At 64.2% G+C, this 15,269-nt stretch carries 15 protein-coding genes; 12 read left to right on the forward strand and 3 right to left on the reverse strand.

Going from position 1 to position 15,269, the window contains the following annotated elements:
* Positions 1-237: 237 nt before the first annotated feature.
* The 6 genes from M4J40_RS22475 to M4J40_RS00095 all read left to right on the forward strand — a co-directional run bounded on the left by M4J40_RS22475 (position 238) and on the right by M4J40_RS00095 (position 7,628).
* Positions 238-1,647, forward strand: a complete 1,410-nt coding sequence (locus tag M4J40_RS22475) for a septal ring lytic transglycosylase RlpA family protein (protein WP_311134033.1) — start codon at positions 238-240, stop codon at positions 1,645-1,647.
* Between the two features lie 67 nt (positions 1,648-1,714).
* Positions 1,715-2,932: a D-alanyl-D-alanine carboxypeptidase family protein gene (locus tag M4J40_RS00075; RefSeq protein WP_251751128.1), complete on the forward strand. Its 1,218-nt coding sequence runs from the start codon at positions 1,715-1,717 to the stop codon at positions 2,930-2,932.
* On the forward strand, positions 2,913-3,572 hold the full coding sequence (gene tmk, locus M4J40_RS00080; RefSeq protein WP_251751129.1) for a dTMP kinase: 660 nt from the start codon (positions 2,913-2,915) through the stop codon (positions 3,570-3,572). Before M4J40_RS00075 ends, tmk begins: the two co-directional genes overlap by 20 nt.
* Positions 3,562-4,614, forward strand: coding sequence for a DNA polymerase III subunit delta' (locus tag M4J40_RS00085; protein ID WP_251751131.1), 1,053 nt, complete (start codon positions 3,562-3,564; stop codon positions 4,612-4,614). Before tmk ends, M4J40_RS00085 begins: the two co-directional genes overlap by 11 nt.
* 87 nt (positions 4,615-4,701) lie before the next feature.
* Positions 4,702-6,246 carry a methionine--tRNA ligase gene (metG, locus tag M4J40_RS00090; RefSeq protein WP_251751132.1) on the forward strand — a complete coding sequence of 515 codons (1,545 nt, stop codon included), beginning with the start codon at positions 4,702-4,704 and terminating at the stop codon, positions 6,244-6,246.
* Between the two features lie 203 nt (positions 6,247-6,449).
* Positions 6,450-7,628, forward strand: coding sequence for an FAD-binding oxidoreductase (locus tag M4J40_RS00095; protein WP_251751133.1), 1,179 nt, complete (start codon positions 6,450-6,452; stop codon positions 7,626-7,628).
* Between the two features lie 88 nt (positions 7,629-7,716).
* Here M4J40_RS00095 and M4J40_RS00100 read toward each other — a convergent pair whose 3' ends face one another.
* A complete protein-coding gene (locus tag M4J40_RS00100; RefSeq protein WP_251751134.1) occupies positions 7,717-7,905 on the reverse strand; it encodes a hypothetical protein in 189 nt (62 codons plus the stop codon).
* A 146-nt stretch (positions 7,906-8,051) separates the two neighbouring features.
* On the reverse strand, positions 8,052-9,080 hold the full coding sequence (locus tag M4J40_RS00105; RefSeq protein WP_251751135.1) for an Atu2307/SP_0267 family LLM class monooxygenase: 1,029 nt from the start codon (positions 9,078-9,080) through the stop codon (positions 8,052-8,054).
* A gap of 216 nt (positions 9,081-9,296) precedes the next feature.
* Between M4J40_RS00105 and wrbA the strand changes: the two genes are divergently transcribed.
* Complete coding sequence (gene wrbA / locus M4J40_RS00110) at positions 9,297-9,896, forward strand: NAD(P)H:quinone oxidoreductase type IV (protein ID WP_251751136.1); 600 nt, start codon at positions 9,297-9,299, stop codon at positions 9,894-9,896.
* A 38-nt stretch (positions 9,897-9,934) separates the two neighbouring features.
* Here the strand turns inward: wrbA and M4J40_RS00115 are convergent, their stop codons facing one another.
* Positions 9,935-10,504 carry a GNAT family N-acetyltransferase gene (locus tag M4J40_RS00115; RefSeq protein ID WP_251751137.1) on the reverse strand — a complete coding sequence of 190 codons (570 nt, stop codon included), beginning with the start codon at positions 10,502-10,504 and terminating at the stop codon, positions 9,935-9,937.
* Positions 10,505-10,561: 57 nt separating this feature from the next.
* On the opposite strand from M4J40_RS00115, the gene nrdR reads away from it, so the two are divergent.
* From nrdR to M4J40_RS00140, 5 genes are read left to right on the forward strand one after another with little or no spacing between them, the layout of a single operon-like run.
* Positions 10,562-11,020, forward strand: a complete 459-nt coding sequence (nrdR, locus tag M4J40_RS00120; protein ID WP_251725797.1) for a transcriptional regulator NrdR — start codon at positions 10,562-10,564, stop codon at positions 11,018-11,020.
* A gap of 53 nt (positions 11,021-11,073) precedes the next feature.
* Positions 11,074-12,222, forward strand: coding sequence for a bifunctional diaminohydroxyphosphoribosylaminopyrimidine deaminase/5-amino-6-(5-phosphoribosylamino)uracil reductase RibD (ribD, locus tag M4J40_RS00125; RefSeq protein WP_251751138.1), 1,149 nt, complete (start codon positions 11,074-11,076; stop codon positions 12,220-12,222).
* Between the two features lie 51 nt (positions 12,223-12,273).
* The gene (gene uraD, locus M4J40_RS00130; RefSeq protein WP_251751140.1) at positions 12,274-12,783 is read left to right on the forward strand and encodes a 2-oxo-4-hydroxy-4-carboxy-5-ureidoimidazoline decarboxylase; all 510 of its coding nucleotides are present in this window, start codon (positions 12,274-12,276) and stop codon (positions 12,781-12,783) included.
* Positions 12,780-14,054: an allantoate amidohydrolase gene (locus M4J40_RS00135; protein ID WP_251751141.1), complete on the forward strand. Its 1,275-nt coding sequence runs from the start codon at positions 12,780-12,782 to the stop codon at positions 14,052-14,054. Before uraD ends, M4J40_RS00135 begins: the two co-directional genes overlap by 4 nt.
* On the forward strand, positions 14,051-15,265 hold the full coding sequence (locus M4J40_RS00140) for an ArgE/DapE family deacylase (RefSeq protein ID WP_251751143.1): 1,215 nt from the start codon (positions 14,051-14,053) through the stop codon (positions 15,263-15,265). Before M4J40_RS00135 ends, M4J40_RS00140 begins: the two co-directional genes overlap by 4 nt.
* Positions 15,266-15,269: the final 4 nt, after the last annotated feature.

Genomic DNA, 15,269 nt, shown 5'->3' on the forward strand with positions numbered 1-15,269 from the left:
TGCCGAACGAATGTACATATTGCACGCTGCCGGTTTCATTGTTGATGCCGGGCGCTAGGGATTGACCAGGGGATTCGTCGCCGAACCGCCATCTCATCTTTAACAAGAGGTTAGGGATGGTGTTCTAAGTTGATCGGACGCACCTAGGTGCGACGTTCCGTCTTGGAAGATTTCGGAAGCCTGTTGGCTCGCCGGAATTGCGATGGTGATGAGTACTCGAACGGCAAGGCGTACGGAATGACTTCAGGGCGAAACGGCACGCGCTCGACGACGAAAACGCTGATGGCGGTGATGTCCACATCACTTGTTCTGGCGATCGGCGTGGCGGGCTGCGGAACAACCGAACAAGGCCCTTTGAAGTCCGCGAAGGCGAAGGTCGATCCCAAGTATGGCGTTACCCCGAGCCCGCGCGTAGTCGCCATGGGCGAGCCGGTGCCGAAGGGTGGCGGTCGCGCCATGGTCGGAAAGCCTTATCAGATAGCCGGCAAGACCTACGTGCCGAGGGTCGATCCCGACTACAAGGTGGTCGGCCTTGCCAGCTGGTACGGCACCGATTTCCATGGCCGCCGCACTGCCAATGGTGAGATTTTCGACGCCACGTCGATATCAGCCGCCCATCCCACAATGCCTCTGCCGTCCTATGCGCGGTTGACCAGCCTGGCTTCAGGCCGGTCGGTCATAGTCCGCGTCAACGATCGCGGGCCATTTCATTCCAATCGCGTTCTCGACATGTCGCAGCGCGCCGCCGACATGCTCGGCGTCAAGCGCGCCGGTGTCGCGAAGGTTCGCGTCGAGTACATCGGTCCGGCGCCGACCGAGGGCGACGACAGCGCTTTCCTGCTTGCCTCCTACCGTGGCCCGTCGCTGAACGAACCGCAGACCGACAAGCCGAACGTCATGCTCGCCGCCGTCGAGTCCTTGCCGGGTGTGAAGACGATGATGCACGTCTTCGACGGTTCGGATGCTCCGAAGGCAGCCCCGGCAGTACCGACCGCCGCTCCTGCCGTTATGGCTGCGGCCGGTCCGGTCGATGCCGTTGGTACTCCGGCTCCCGCCATTAATGTCGTTCCGATGCCTCGTCCGGTCGAGACATTCGACTATGTGACGATCGCGTCTGCCGATCCGGCCGATTTCATCGGCCAGTCGCAGGTTGCAGCCCTCACGCCGGCCACTTTCTCGCAGACCGTGCCGCTGCCGCAGCCTCGCATGAGTTATGCCGCTCCGACCGGCAATACCTACCAGCCGACGGTCATGTTCGGCGATGTGGCGCTGCCGCCGCTGCCGCCCAACGCGTCGGGCTACGCCGCTGATCGCGTGTCTCAGGCCTATCAGGCCGTCGATGGCGTCGGAGCGGGAACCGGCTTGTCGGAGCTGGTGAGTAAACTTGAGGGCTTGGCCGGATCGAAGCCGGCCGTTGCCCCTCAGCCGACAGGATCTGTGGTCCAGCTCGGTGTTTTCGGTAATCCGGACAATGTCGCAAAGGTGAGCGCCGCGCTTTCCGCCTATGGAACGCCCGTCGTCACCGACATTACCGTCAGTGGCCGCGAGATGAAGTTGATGCGCCTTACGGCCCTGACCGTCACGCCGGATCAGGCGATTGCCGCCGCTGCGGCGGTGGGCATCGACGGAGCGCGTCTCCTTCGCTGAAGCTCTGACGCGCGGCGAGGGGAGTCCGGCGTGTAGATACCGGAAGCGAAAGGCCCGTTTCGTCGTCATGCGTGGGTTCGTTCTGCCGTTCCTTCTGGTTGTTGGTCTACTGTCCAGCCCCGCCGCCGCGCTTGAGAGCGTCGCGCCGCGCGTGGCCTTGCACGATGAGACCACCGGCTCTCTACTCGTTGCAAAGGACGAAGAGCTCCCCTTCGCGCCTGCCAACTTCGCCAAGCTCGTTACCGCCGCTGTCGTCTTCGAGGCCTTGAAGACCGGCGAAGTGACCGACGCCACGCTTTATCCGATCAGCGAGCACGCCTGGAGGACCGGTGGCGCACCGGCCCGCGTGACCACCATGTTCGCAGCGGTGAAATCCTTCGTTCCGGTGGGTGACCTTTTGCGTGGCCTTGTCGTTGACTATGCCAACGACGCCGCCATCGCTCTGGCCGAGGGGCTGTCCGGATCGGAAGCGGCCTTCACGGCGCGGATGAACGCCTATGCCGCGCGCATTGGTCTCAAGAACAGCCGGTTTGCCAACCCGACAGGCTATCCGGATCCCCACGCCCAAACCACGCTTGCCGATATGTTGGCCCTGGCCGGTCACGTCAGGACGACCTATCCCGACCGCTACGCGCTTTACAGCCAGCCGGAGTTTCTCTGGAACAAGATCAACCAGACCAACAAGACGCGGTTCGTGAAAGAGCTGCAGGGGGTCGACGGCATGATGCTGGCCTTCGATGAGGCGGCTGGTTTCGGCGCGTTGCTTGCGGCCGGACGAGGGGACCGCCGGATCACTCTGGTGGCGAGCGGCTACGCCTCGCTCGCCGAGCGCGACAAGGATCTCAAGGCTTTGATCGAGGGGGCTTTTTCGGAGTATGGCCGGTTCGAGGTCTATCCGCCGGGAGCCGAAGTTGGCCGGGTGAAGGTGTTCGGTGGCAACGCCCCGGATGTGGCGGTTGTCGCGGCCGATGGGGCCCCCGTGAACCTGACGCTGCCAACGGCGGACCGATCGCAGTTTCGCCTTGCTGTGATCTACGATGGCCCGGTGCCGGCGCCGATCAGGCGCGGCATGCCGATTGCTCGCCTTGAAGTGCGGATTGGCGATCGGCTTTATCAGTCGGTGCCGCTCGAAGCTGCCGCTGACGTCGAGCTGGGCGAGATCCAGGACCGGGCGCTCGATGGTTTCTCGGAGATGTTCGCCGGCTGGTGGTACAGAACGATCGGGTCTATATCGATCGAGGATATCGTGAATTTGGGGGCATTGCGTGGGCGGCACCAGGGGTAGGTTCATCACCTTCGAGGGAGGTGAGGGCACAGGCAAATCGACGCAGTCGAAGCGCCTCGCGGCGGCTCTCGAGGCGCGTGGCCTCGATGTGGTCCTGACACGCGAGCCCGGCGGATCGCCTGCGGCCGAGACCATTCGCGGCCTTCTGCTGTCTGGTCGGGCCAAGCCCCTTGGGGTGCTGGGCGAGGCCTATCTCTTCGCCGCCGCCCGTATCGACCACGTCGCCGAGTTGATCGAGCCGGCGCTCGGCCGAGGTGCCTTTGTGATTTGCGATCGCTTCGCCGACTCGAGCCGGGTCTATCAGGGCACCGCCGGCGGGCTGCCCGCGGATGTCGTCGATGGACTCATCGACGCCGCCATCGGAGCAACGATTCCCGATCTCACAGTCGTCATCGATGTGCCCGTTTCGGTCGGTCTCGCCCGCGTGGGGCATCGTTCCGAGGGAGCCGATCGCTTCGAAAGCGACGCGGTGGCCACCCATGAGGCGAGGCGGCAGGGATTCCTCGCTCTCGCCGATCGGTTTCCGGAGCGCTGCTTCGTCGTGGACGGAAGCCGTGACAAGGATGAGGTATCCGCCGAGATCCTGGCGCTGGTGACGAACCGGTTCGGGCTCGACGGGGAGGACACCCGTGGCGATTGAGGACGATCGCGCCAGTGAAGCCGATTGGCTGGAGGGGCTGCCGTTGCCGCGCGAGCAGACGGAGTTGATCGGGCACTCCGCCGCCGCCGCCGAGTTGCACGAAGGCTACGCGGGGGGGCGCTTGCACCACGCCATCTTGCTGACCGGCCCCAAGGGCATCGGCAAGGCGACACTGGCCTTTCGCTTCGCCCGCTTCGTGTTGAGCTATCCCAACCCTGCGGGTGCGCCGCCTCCGACCTCCGGTCTGCTGCCGGCCGACGAGCGCGTTGCTGCTATGGTGTCTACCGGCGCCCATCCCAACCTCCTGCATCTTCGTCGTCCCTGGGACGAGAAGGCAAAGAAGGTCAAGACCCAGCTCACCGTGGACGAAATCCGCAAGACTGTGAGTTTCTTCGGCAATGCGGCCGGTGTTGACGGCTATCGCATCGCCATCGTCGATGCCGCCGACGATATGAACGTCTCCGCGGCCAATGCGCTGCTCAAGATGCTGGAAGAGCCGCCGAAACGGTCGCTGTTCCTGGTCCTCTCCCACGCACCGGGCCGTCTGCTGCCGACCATTCGGTCGCGTTGCCGTCGTCTCTCCCTCGATCCGCTTGCCCCGGACGATCTGGACGCGGCTCTCACGTCCCTTGGCCTGACGGTCGCCGAAGGCGACAAGCCGGCACTGGCCGCACTGGCCGAAGGGTCGGTGCGCCGGGCGATCGAGTGCATCGAAAACGATGGGCTTGAGATCTATCGCCTGTTCCGCTCGCTCGCCGATGGTTTTCCGCGCCTCGACCGCCCCCGCCTCTACCGCTTCGCCGACGCGGTGGCGGGGCGCAAGGGATCCGATAGCTTCGATCTCTGTGCCGATCTTGCCCGCGGCTGGCTGTCCGAGCATATGCGCCTGACGCTGCGGAGCGGCGTCGATCGGCTCAATGGCTATTCCGTTGCCTGGGAAACGGTGAACCGCATCGTCGCCGAGACCGACGGCATCAACCTCGATCGCCGGCAGGCGGTGATTTCGTTGATGCAAAGCCTTGCGGGATGCGTAGCTAAGTAGCTATTCACAGAGGTGTGCCGTCGGCGTTCCTTTCGGACACGTCCTGTGACCTTCCGTCCGGCACCATCGAAACCCTGAAGCGAACTCATGAAACCGACGTTCTACATCACGACCGCGATCAGCTACCCCAATGGGGCTCCTCACATCGGCCATGCCTATGAGGCGATGGCGACCGACGTGATGGCGCGGTTCATGCGGCTCGACGGCCATGATGTGCGTTTCCTGACGGGCACCGACGAACACGGCATCAAGATGCTGCAGACGGCGCGCAAGGAGGGCATTACCGCCCGAGAACTCGCCGATCGCAACTCGGCCCGTTTCCAGGAGATGGCCCGTCTCCTGAATCTGTCCAACGACGACTTCATCCGCACAAGCGAGGAGCGCCACCGCATTGCCTGCCAGGCGATCTGGAAGGCGATGGAGAAGAACGGCGACATCTATCTCAACAAGTATGCCGGTTGGTATTCGGTGCGCGACGAAGCCTATTACGGCGAAGAAGAGACTGTCGTCTCCGACGACGGAATCCGCTTCGGTCCGCAAGGCACGCCTGTCGAATGGGTGGAGGAGGAAAGCTATTTCTTCCGTCTCAGCGCCTATCAGGACAAGCTCCTGAAGCTCTACGAGGAACAGCCGGACTTCATCGGTCCCGACGAGCGCCGTAACGAGGTGATGAGCTTCGTCAAGGGTGGTCTCAAGGATCTGTCCATCTCGCGCACCACCTTCGATTGGGGCATTCCGGTGCCGGGCAACGACAAGCACGTCATGTACGTGTGGGTCGACGCGCTGACCAACTACATCACGGCGCTCGGCTATCCGAACGTCGAAGGCGAGCTGTTCCAGAAATACTGGCCGGCGCTGCACATCATCGGCAAGGACATCGTCCGCTTCCACACCGTCTACTGGCCGGCCTTCCTGATGAGCGCCGGCGTGCCGCTGCCGAAGCGCGTTTTCGCCCACGGCTTCCTGTTCAACCGCGGCGAGAAGATGTCGAAGTCGCTCGGCAACGTCGTTGGACCGAAGGAGATGGTCGATGCCTATGGCCTCGATCCGGTACGCTATTTCTTCCTGCGTGAGGTTTCCTTCGGTCAAGATGGCAACTACAGCCATGAGGCGATCGTCGGGCGGATGAACTCCGATCTCGCCAACAACCTTGGCAATCTCGCGCAGCGCTCTCTGTCGATGATCGCCAAGAACCTCGGCGGCGTTCTGCCGACGCCGGGGCCGTTGACCGATGCCGACCGGACGATCCTTGCGAGCGTCTATGGCCTGCTGCCGGTTTGCCGCGAGGCCATAGCGGGGCAGCAGATCCACCAGATGCTAAATGCCATCTGGGGCGTGCTTGGCGAAGCCAACCGCTACTTCGACGCCGAGGCGCCGTGGACGGTCCGCAAGACCGACGAGGCGCGCTTTGCCACCATCATGTGGGTGACGGCGGAACTGCTGCGCAATGTCGCCATCCTGATCCAGCCGGTGATGCCGACGTCGATGGAAAAGCTGCTCGATCTTCTGGCCGTACCGGCGGATCGACGCGCCTTCGATAGTCTGGGCGAGGGCGCTGCTCTCGCTGGTGGGGTCGAGTTGCCGGCGCCGGTCGGCATCTTCCCGCGGTACGTGGAAAAGGCGGCCGACTGACGTCGCCCCGCGTGAGTTCCCGGGCGAAGTGCGCCCGGGAACGCCCGTTGAACGAGGCAAAGCCGCCATTGAAGGCATTGGCGCAATGTTTGTGCAGCGCTTGCCGGAGGGTTGGGCGGTCGTCCGCTTGACAGCGCGATAAGCAGAATTTCTGATGGCCTCACCGGGCGGCGTAGCCCCCGAAGGCAATCTCAGGTTCTCAAATGCCTCAATATGATGTCGTGATCGTCGGCGGCGCCGTTACGGGGTCGTCGGCTGCCTATCATCTTGCCGCCAACCCCGATTTCTCCGGCAAGGTGCTGGTCCTCGAAAAGGATCCTTCCTATCGCAAATGCGCATCCGCCTTGTCGGCTGCCTCGATCCGCCAGCAGTTTTCGACAGCGGTGAACATCAAGATCTCCCTCTATGGACTTGAGTTCATTCGAAACATAGGCGACCTGCTTGAGGTCGACGGCGACAGGCCGGACATCGGATTTCACGAGGATGGCTATCTGTTTCTTGCCACGGACGCCGGGCGGGACACGCTGGCGGAAAACCACAAGCTGCAGGTCGAGCTGGGCGCCGATATCGCTTTTCTGGAACCGGAAACGCTTTCCACCGCCTTTCCCTGGCTCAGCGTCGACGACCTCTCGGCCGGTTGCTACGGCCGGAGCGGCGAGGGGTGGTTTGACGGCTATGGAATGATGCAGGCCTTTCGTCGGAAGGCGCGATCGCTTGGTGTGGAGTACCGCCCGGCGCGCGCCGCCGCCGTCGAAGTTACGAATGGCAAGGCGGTCGGCGTTCGTCTCGAAGACGGCGAGTTGATCTCCGCCGGCACGGTGATCAACGCCTCCGGCGCCGATGGCCGCAAGCTGGCTGCCACGGCGGGCATCGACATCCCCATTGAGGTGAAGAAGAGGATGATCTTCACCTTCAAGGCGGAAGATCGGATCGAGCGTTGCCCGCTCCTGATCGACCCCAATGGCACCTATGTACGTGGCGACAGTGATGGCTTCATCTGCGGTTGGGCGCCGTCGGCCGAGGACGATCCCGAGGTCGAGGACGATTTCGACGTCGACTGGAATCTGTTCGAGGATCACATCTGGCCGACGATCGCGACCCGCGTGCCCGCCTTCGAACGCATCAAGCCTGGCGCTGCCTGGGCAGGTTATTACGACATGTGCGCCCACGACGACAACGTGCTGCTTGGCGCCATGCCGGAACTGCCTAACTTCCTGCTCGCCAACGGTTTTTCCGGCCACGGATTGCAACAGGCGCCGGCCGTGGGCAGGGGGCTCGGCGAACTCGTCGTCTATGGCGGCTACCGCAGCCTCGATCTTTCGGAACTATCGCCAACGCGTGTCCGCGATGGGCGACAGGTCAGAGAAAAAAACATCGTATGAATGGAAAGGCCGGCGGCTTGGTCCCGCCGGCCCTCGTTCCGCCCTTCGATCGGTCCAACGGCCGCGCCGGGCGGACTCGATGCGTCGATCAGTCGCCTGCGGTATCGCGCCGGGGCAGACGATGCCACCAACGCGCCAACTGCCGGCGGGCAGCGTGAATCTGGACGGCAAGCGGGGCCGCGGTGTCGTAGAACTGCCGGTCAGCTTCGGCGGTATGCGTCTGCCTTGGCCGGCGGAGACCGTCGCGGGCGATGATGAACGTCAGGATGTCTTGCATGGTCGCCTCCGGTGATTGCCGGAGAAGCATATAGGCGCCCGGAAAAACGATTCATATTGCCCGCTTTCGCAAGCCATCGTTCAAAATTGAACGACTGCCAAGATCGGTCCGCCATCATGGTGACGGACCGTCTTGAAGGAGGAAGGTCAGGCGGTGCCGCCGTTCACTGCCGGCTTCACCTTGTTCCCCAGCAGTTCAATCGAATGCAGCGCTGCGGCGTGCGGCAGCTCCTGACCTTGCAGCAGCAAGGTGATGCGGTCGATGCCGCCGAGCGACTCGTTGACGTGGCGGATCTTGGCGACGATCTCGTCGGGGCTGCCGATCATCAGCGCACCCGTCGGCCCGCGTAGCGCGTCATACTGGGCGCGCGTGGTCGGCCCCCAGCCACGTTCCCGCCCGATCTTCGAAAAGGTCCGCTCATAGCCCGGCCAATAGATATCGGCGGCTTCTTCGGATGTGTCGGCGAGAAAGCCCACCGCGTGAACGCCGACGCTGAGCGTCTCGGGTGGGTGACCGGCCTCGGCGCCCGCCCTGCGGTAGAGATCGATCAGGGGGCGGAACCGGTGCGGCTCGCCGCCGATGATGGCGACGACCAGCGGTAGCCCCAGGAGGCCGGCGCGAGCGAAGGAAGCCGGTGTTCCGCCGACTCCGATGCGAACCGGCAACTGCTTCTGCACCGGCCGGGGGTAGACGCCCTGACCGTTCAGTGCCGCCCGATGCTCGCCCGACCAGGTCACGTTGACGTTGTCGCGGATGGTCAGCAGCAGATCGAGCTTCTCGCTGAACAGTTCATCGTAATTTCTGAGATCGAAGCCGAACAGCGGGTAGGACTCGATGAACGAACCACGCCCGACGATGATTTCGGCCCGGCCGTTGGATATCAGGTCCAGCGTGGCGAACTGCTGGAACACCCGCACCGGATCGTCGGAACTCAGCACTGTGACGGCGCTTGCGAGGCGGATGGTTTTCGTTCGCGCGGCGGCGGCGGCCAGAATGACCGCCGGGGCCGAGGCGAGATACTCCTCGCGATGATGCTCGCCGATGGCGAAGACGTCGAGCCCGGCGGCCTCCGCCGTTTCAATCTCTTCGAGAAGACGCGCCATGCGCTCGGCGTCGCCGGTCTTGCTGGCGGGAGTCCAGGTGGTCGAAACGAAGCTGTCGATGCCGAATTCCATGGTCTGTTCCCGGGGTTGAGGAAAAGCGCCGACGTGAGGCGCAGACAACGATTTCGATCAATGTGGACACGTAAATGAACCGCCGAAAGGGGTTGATCGTTCACCCTGAGTGGAAGATGTGTCGCCCATTACGTGACTTTGCGTAACCCGTTGGAGGATTAAGTTCAAGGCACCGCTTTCGCCGGCAGGGCCGGCTTTCATTGAGGATTGTTCAATATGGCCAAGGTGCTTGTGCTCTACTATTCTGCTTACGGACACATCGAGACGATGGCCAACGCCGTTGCCGAGGGGGCTCGCTCGACTGGCGCCACGGTCGATGTGAAGCGCGTGCCGGAGCTGGTCCCCGAGGATGTCGCCAAGGCCTCCTACTACAAGGTCGACCAGGCGGCTCCCATCGCCAAGCCGGACGAACTGGCCGATTACGACGCCATCATCGTCGGTGCGGGCACCCGCTACGGCACCGTCGCCTCGCAGATGCGCAATTTCCTCGACCAGACGGGCGGGTTGTGGGCCCAGGGCAAGCTGGTCGGTAAGGTTGCCTCGGCCTTCACCTCTTCGGCCACTCAGCATGGCGGTCAGGAATCGACCATTCTCGGCCTGATTCCGACCTTCCTGCACCATGGCATGGCCTACGTCGGCCTTCCCTATGCCTTCCAGGGGCAGATGGGCGTCGAGGCCGTCAAGGGCGGATCGCCCTACGGTGCCTCCACGATCACCGACGGTGACGGTTCGCGCCAGCCGTCCGAGATCGAGCTGGAGGCGGCGCGCTATCAGGGCGCCCACGTCGCCAAGATCGCGGCCAAGCTTTTCGGCTGATAGAATCCGTCTGCCTACAGCTGCTGCGCCCCGGAATCTCAGGATTCCGGGGCTTGTCTGTTTCTTGGGCGCGCGCGCTCATAGAGACCGACCGGGGTTCCGTCCGTTCCGGCAATGACGGCGGCCTGCGTGTAGCCCGCCCGTTCCGCGAGCCGGATTGACGGCGCGTTCTGCGGCTCGATGATGCAGGTGGTGAGCGGGAAGCGCGCCACCTTGTCGGCCCAGGCAAGACAGGCGGCCAACGCCTCTCCAGCAAGTCCCTGGCCATGGGCGGACCGCACGAAGGCCCACCCCGCTTCCGGCAGACCCCTTACCGGCAAATCTATGGGGCGTTTGAAATCGGAGAAACCGATCTCGCCGACAAAGGCGCCGGTGTCCTTGCGTATGGTCGCCCAGAAGCCATAGCCCATGACGATCCAGTGGCCAGCATAACGCAGATAGCGCATCCAACTCTCATGCTCGGTCGCCGGTCGGTCGGAAATGAAGCGGGTCACCTCCGGATCGGCCCACATGGCCGAGAGGGCGGGAAAGTCTTCGCGGCGATGACCCCTCAAAATCAGCCGTTCGGTCTCGATCTCTGGCGCTCGTGTCCTTCGGCTCTGTGGCATCGTCCACCCCGCATCGATATAGTGCCGCTTTATCAGATTCGACGGAGAGTGAGCCCCATGCGGTGTCCTTATTGCGGCAACGAAGACAGCCAGGTGAAGGACAGCCGCCCAACCGAGGACGGCACCGCCATCCGCCGACGCCGCGTCTGCATTGCCTGCGGCGGTCGTTTCACCACTTTCGAGCGCGTCCAGCTTCGCGAGCTGACCGTCATCAAACGGTCCGGCCGTCGCGTCCCCTTCGATCGGGACAAGTTGATGCGGTCCGTTCAGATCGCGCTTCGCAAGCGCCCGGTGGAAGGCGAGCGGGTCGAGCGTATGGTCAACGGCATCGTTCGCCAGCTCGAGAGCATGGGCGAAAGCGAAATCGATGCCGGCTTGATCGGCCGGCTGGTCATGGAAGGCCTGAAGACGCTGGACGATGTCGCCTATGTTCGCTTCGCGTCCGTCTATCGCGACTTCCGCGAGGCCAAGGATTTCGAGAGCGTGCTCGGCGAGCTCAACGCCGACAGCGAGTGAGGGCGGCGATGACGGTGGCCCGAGGGCAACCGACCGAACTGGATCGACGCTTCATGGCTGCCGCCATTGCTCTTGGTTGGCGGAACGCAGGCGTCTCCCGGCCTCATCCCTCTGTCGGCGCCATTCTGGTGCGCAAGGCGCCCGACGGCTTCGAAGTGATCGCCCGCGCCGTCTCGCCGCCTGGTGGGCGGCCGCATGCGGAGACGCTGGTGTTGGCTGCGGCGGGTGCCAGAGCCCGTGGCGCCACGCTTTACGTGACGCTGGAGCCCTGCCTCAACGGTGGCCCCGCTCCATCCTGCGTCACCGCGCTGGTCAACGCCGGGGTCGCCCATGTGGTGGTCGGCATCGAGGATCCTGATCCTCGCTATTCCGGCCGCAGTCTGGCCATTCTGGAGCGGAATGGAATCAGGGTGACGAGTGGCGTGCATGCCGGGGAAGCGGCGTTGCTTCACGCCGGGCACATTGCCCGCTCGCGCCTCGACCGGCCGCACGTTCACCTCAGGCTCATGCTCAGCGCCGACGGCTGCGTCGAATGCACGGGCGAGGGTACGCGGCCGATCGCATCGGCCGCCGCCCGCGCCCATGGCTTCGGACTGCGCCTTCTGCACGACGCCGTCATGGTCGGCAGCGGCACCATCGTTGCGGACGATCCTCGTCTCACGGCACGTCTGCCGGGTTGCGAAGCGCGCTCTCCGGTGCGCGTGATCGTGGACGCAGAGGCCCGCACGCCGGTGAACTCCAATGTCGTGATGCTGGCTCGTACATCGCCGACCTGGATCTTCGTCGCACCCGACGCCCCCGAGGAGCGGGTAAAGGCTCTGCTTCAGCGCGGCGTTCTGGTGCTGACCGCCGAGCGGGAGGCTTCCGGTCGTCTCGATCTGGCCGACGTGCTGTTCCAGATGGGCGGCCTCGGCATAGGCTCCGTGCTCGCCGAGGGCGGAGCTCGCCTGTCGCGGTCCCTGATCGAAGCGGGGATGGTCGATGAGGCGACGGTGATCGCATCCGAGGAAACGACCGGTGGCGAGGTTCCCGAGCTTCCTTTGACCGAGCTGTCCGACCCCACTGCCTTCCGCATCGTCTCCGGCCGATCGTTTGGCAAAGACCGCCTGCTGCATCTTGCCCGCATCGACGGCCGGACATCGATTTATGACATTCGTCTACCCGTAAGGCCTATCCGGAGGCCTATTGCGGAACCTCTGTGATTTTGCCAACCTCTTGCGGTTAATGATTTGTAAGCTCGAACGGGGACCGCGATGACCCTTACGACGACTGTCCAGGACGTGAACGGCCTGGGTGCAAAGGCCTTCATGGCCACCTTCGGCGATGTTGCCGAGCATTCTCCCTGGGTGGCCGAGGCCGCCGAGGAAATGCGTCCTTTCCAGGATCGCGATGCCATTGTCGCCGCCTTCGAACAAGTGTTGCGCGCTGCCGGCCGCGCCGCCAAGCTCGCGCTGATCAGCGCTCATCCCGATCTCGCCACCAAGGCCAAGTCCATTGCCGACGATTCCCGTCGCGAACAGGCCGGTGCCGGGCTCGATGCGTTGTCGCCGCAGGAGTTCGATCGCTTCGAGGCGCTGAACAAGACCTACAGGGAGCGTTTCGGCTTTCCCTTCATTCTGGCGGTGCGCGGGGCGACCAAGGCTGACATTCTCGCGTCCTTCGAGGAGCGGCTCGGTAACAGCCCGGAAACGGAATTCGAACGTGCGCTCGACGAGATCGTTCGCATCTTTCGGTTCCGGATCGAAGACCGGGTTGCATCGTGAGGACACCGACTGAGCTCGGCGTTCGCGCCGAGGCGATGCTCGCCGAGCTCGCCGCCTTTAGCGACGACGCGGCCAACCTGACCCGCCTCTATCTCTCGCCCGCGCATCGCGCTGCGGCCGATCGCGTCGCCGGATGGATGCGGACCGCCGGTCTCGACGTGGGGCTTGATGCGCTTGGTACGGTGCGCGGCCGTCTGAAGCCGTCTGCGCCGGGAAGGGCAGGCAACCGACGCCTGCTGATCGGCTCGCACATCGACACGGTGGTGAACGCTGGCCGATACGATGGCATGCTGGGCGTGGTCGCCGGTATCCTCGTAGCCGAGGAGATCAGGGCGCGGGGCATCGAACTGCCGTTCGGCATCGATGTGCTGGCCTTCGGTGACGAGGAGGGCGTCCGGTTTCCGACGACGCTCGTTTCCAGCTCGGCGGTGGCCGGCTGTCTGGTGCCGTCCGATCTTGACGCGCGGGATGTGGATGGCGTCGCCTTGCGTGACGCTCTTCTGGCTTTCGGCGGCGATCCCAAAGCGACTCCCACTGCCGCTTACTCCCGCGAGGAAGTGCTCGCCTACCTCGAGGTGCACATCGAGCAGGGGCCGGTGCTGGAAGCCGAGGGGCTGCCGATCGGCGTCGTGACGTCCATCGCCGGCCAGTCTCGTTTTTCGGTGACCGTCTCGGGCGAGGCGGGGCACGCCGGTACCGTGCCGATGCTCCTGCGACGCGATGCGCTCGCTGCCAGTGCGGAGATGATGCTGGCCATCGAGGACGTTGCCCGTGCCGGTCAGGCCCATCAGATGGTCGCAACCGTCGGACGCTTGGCTGCGAAGCCTGGTGCCGTCAATGTGATCCCGGCCGAGGTGGTCTTCACCCTCGACATTCGTGCCGATGCCGATGGACCACGCCTGTCCGCCATTGCCGATCTTGATGCGCGCTTTCGGGCCATCGCCAGCCGTCGCGGCGTTTCCGTCGCCATCGACAAGTTCTACGAGAGCCCGACGACGCCCTGTGCCTTCCATCTCCAGGAAGCCTTCGCCTCCGCCGCGGGCGCTCTCGGGCTCCCGGACCGGCGGCTCGCCTCCGGCGCAGGCCATGACGGCCACGCCATGCATCACCTCACGGACGTCGGCATGCTGTTCGTGCGCTGCCGTGGTGGTATAAGTCACAACCCGGCCGAACATGCCGCCGTTGACGACATGGGGCTCGCCGTGGAAGCCTTGATCAAGGCCATCGAGCGGCTGGGGACAGACGCCGCATCTTCAGGGGATCGGAAATGAAAGCCATCATCGAAGCCGCCTTCACTGCCGAGGTCGACTTCCTGAAAGCGCTGGTGAGAGTGCCGAGCGACAATCCGCCCGGCGACTGCGCGCCGATCGCCGAGACGGCAGCCGAGCGGCTCGAAGCCCTCGGCTTTCGGGTCGAGCGCCATCCGGTGCCAGAACCCTTCGTTCGCCAGAACGGCATGCGCTCGGTGACAAATCTGATTGTCCGCCATGTCTTCGGAGAGGGGAAGGGGCCGGTTATCGCCCTCAATGCCCACGGTGACGTGGTGCCCCCGGGCTCGGGATGGACGATGCAGCCGTATGGGGCGGAAGAAAAGGGCGGTGCGATCTATGGTCGCGGGGCCGCCGTGTCAAAGTCGGATTTCGCAACCTACGCCTTCGCGTTGAAGGCACTGATCGCGTCCGGTCTGTCCCTCGACGGTACGGTGGAACTGCACCTCACCTTCGACGAGGAGGCCGGTGGCTTCGTCGGCCCGGCATTCCTGATCGAGCAGGGCCTGTCGAAGCCCGATTACGCGATCTCCGCCGGTTTTTCCTATGCCATCACCACCGCCCATAACGGCGTGCTGCACATGGAGGTCATCATCCGTGGGCGGCAGGCTCACGCGGCCATGCCGGAGACCGGCGTCGATGCACTGGAACACGCCGTTCCGATCCTGCAGGCGCTTTATGATGAGCGGCATCGCCTTGGCGCCACCGTGTCGGCGCAGAAGGGCATTGGCTCGCCCAAGCTGACCGTCGGCTTGATCTCGGGTGGTATCAACACCAACGTCGTTCCCGATCGCGTGGCGCTGCGTATCGATCGGCGCCTCATTCCGGAGGAGATCGGAACCGAGGTCGAGAAGAATCTTGTCTCGCTGATCGAGGCGGCGGCGCCCAAGATCGATGGCCTTGAGGTTGAGTGCAGGCGCATCATGCTGGCCGAACCCTTGCGCGAGCTGCCCGGCGCCGATCGGCTCGTGGCTTCCATTTCGGCGCATGCCGAGCAAGTGCTCGGCGTTCCCGTCGAACCGACCGGCGTGCCGCTCTACACCGACGCCCGTCACTATTCGGCGGCCGGCATTCCGACCGTTCTCTACGGCGCCGGTCCGCGCTCCATTCTGGAGGCGAACGCCCACGCTGCCGACGAGCACGTCCAGCTTTCGGATCTCAAGGCGGCTACCGAGGTGATTGCCCTGACGCTGAAAGACCTCCTCACGTCGTGAGGAG

The organism is Pleomorphomonas sp. JP5, from assembly GCF_023721815.1.
Taxonomy (GTDB): Bacteria; Pseudomonadota; Alphaproteobacteria; order Rhizobiales; family Pleomorphomonadaceae; genus Pleomorphomonas.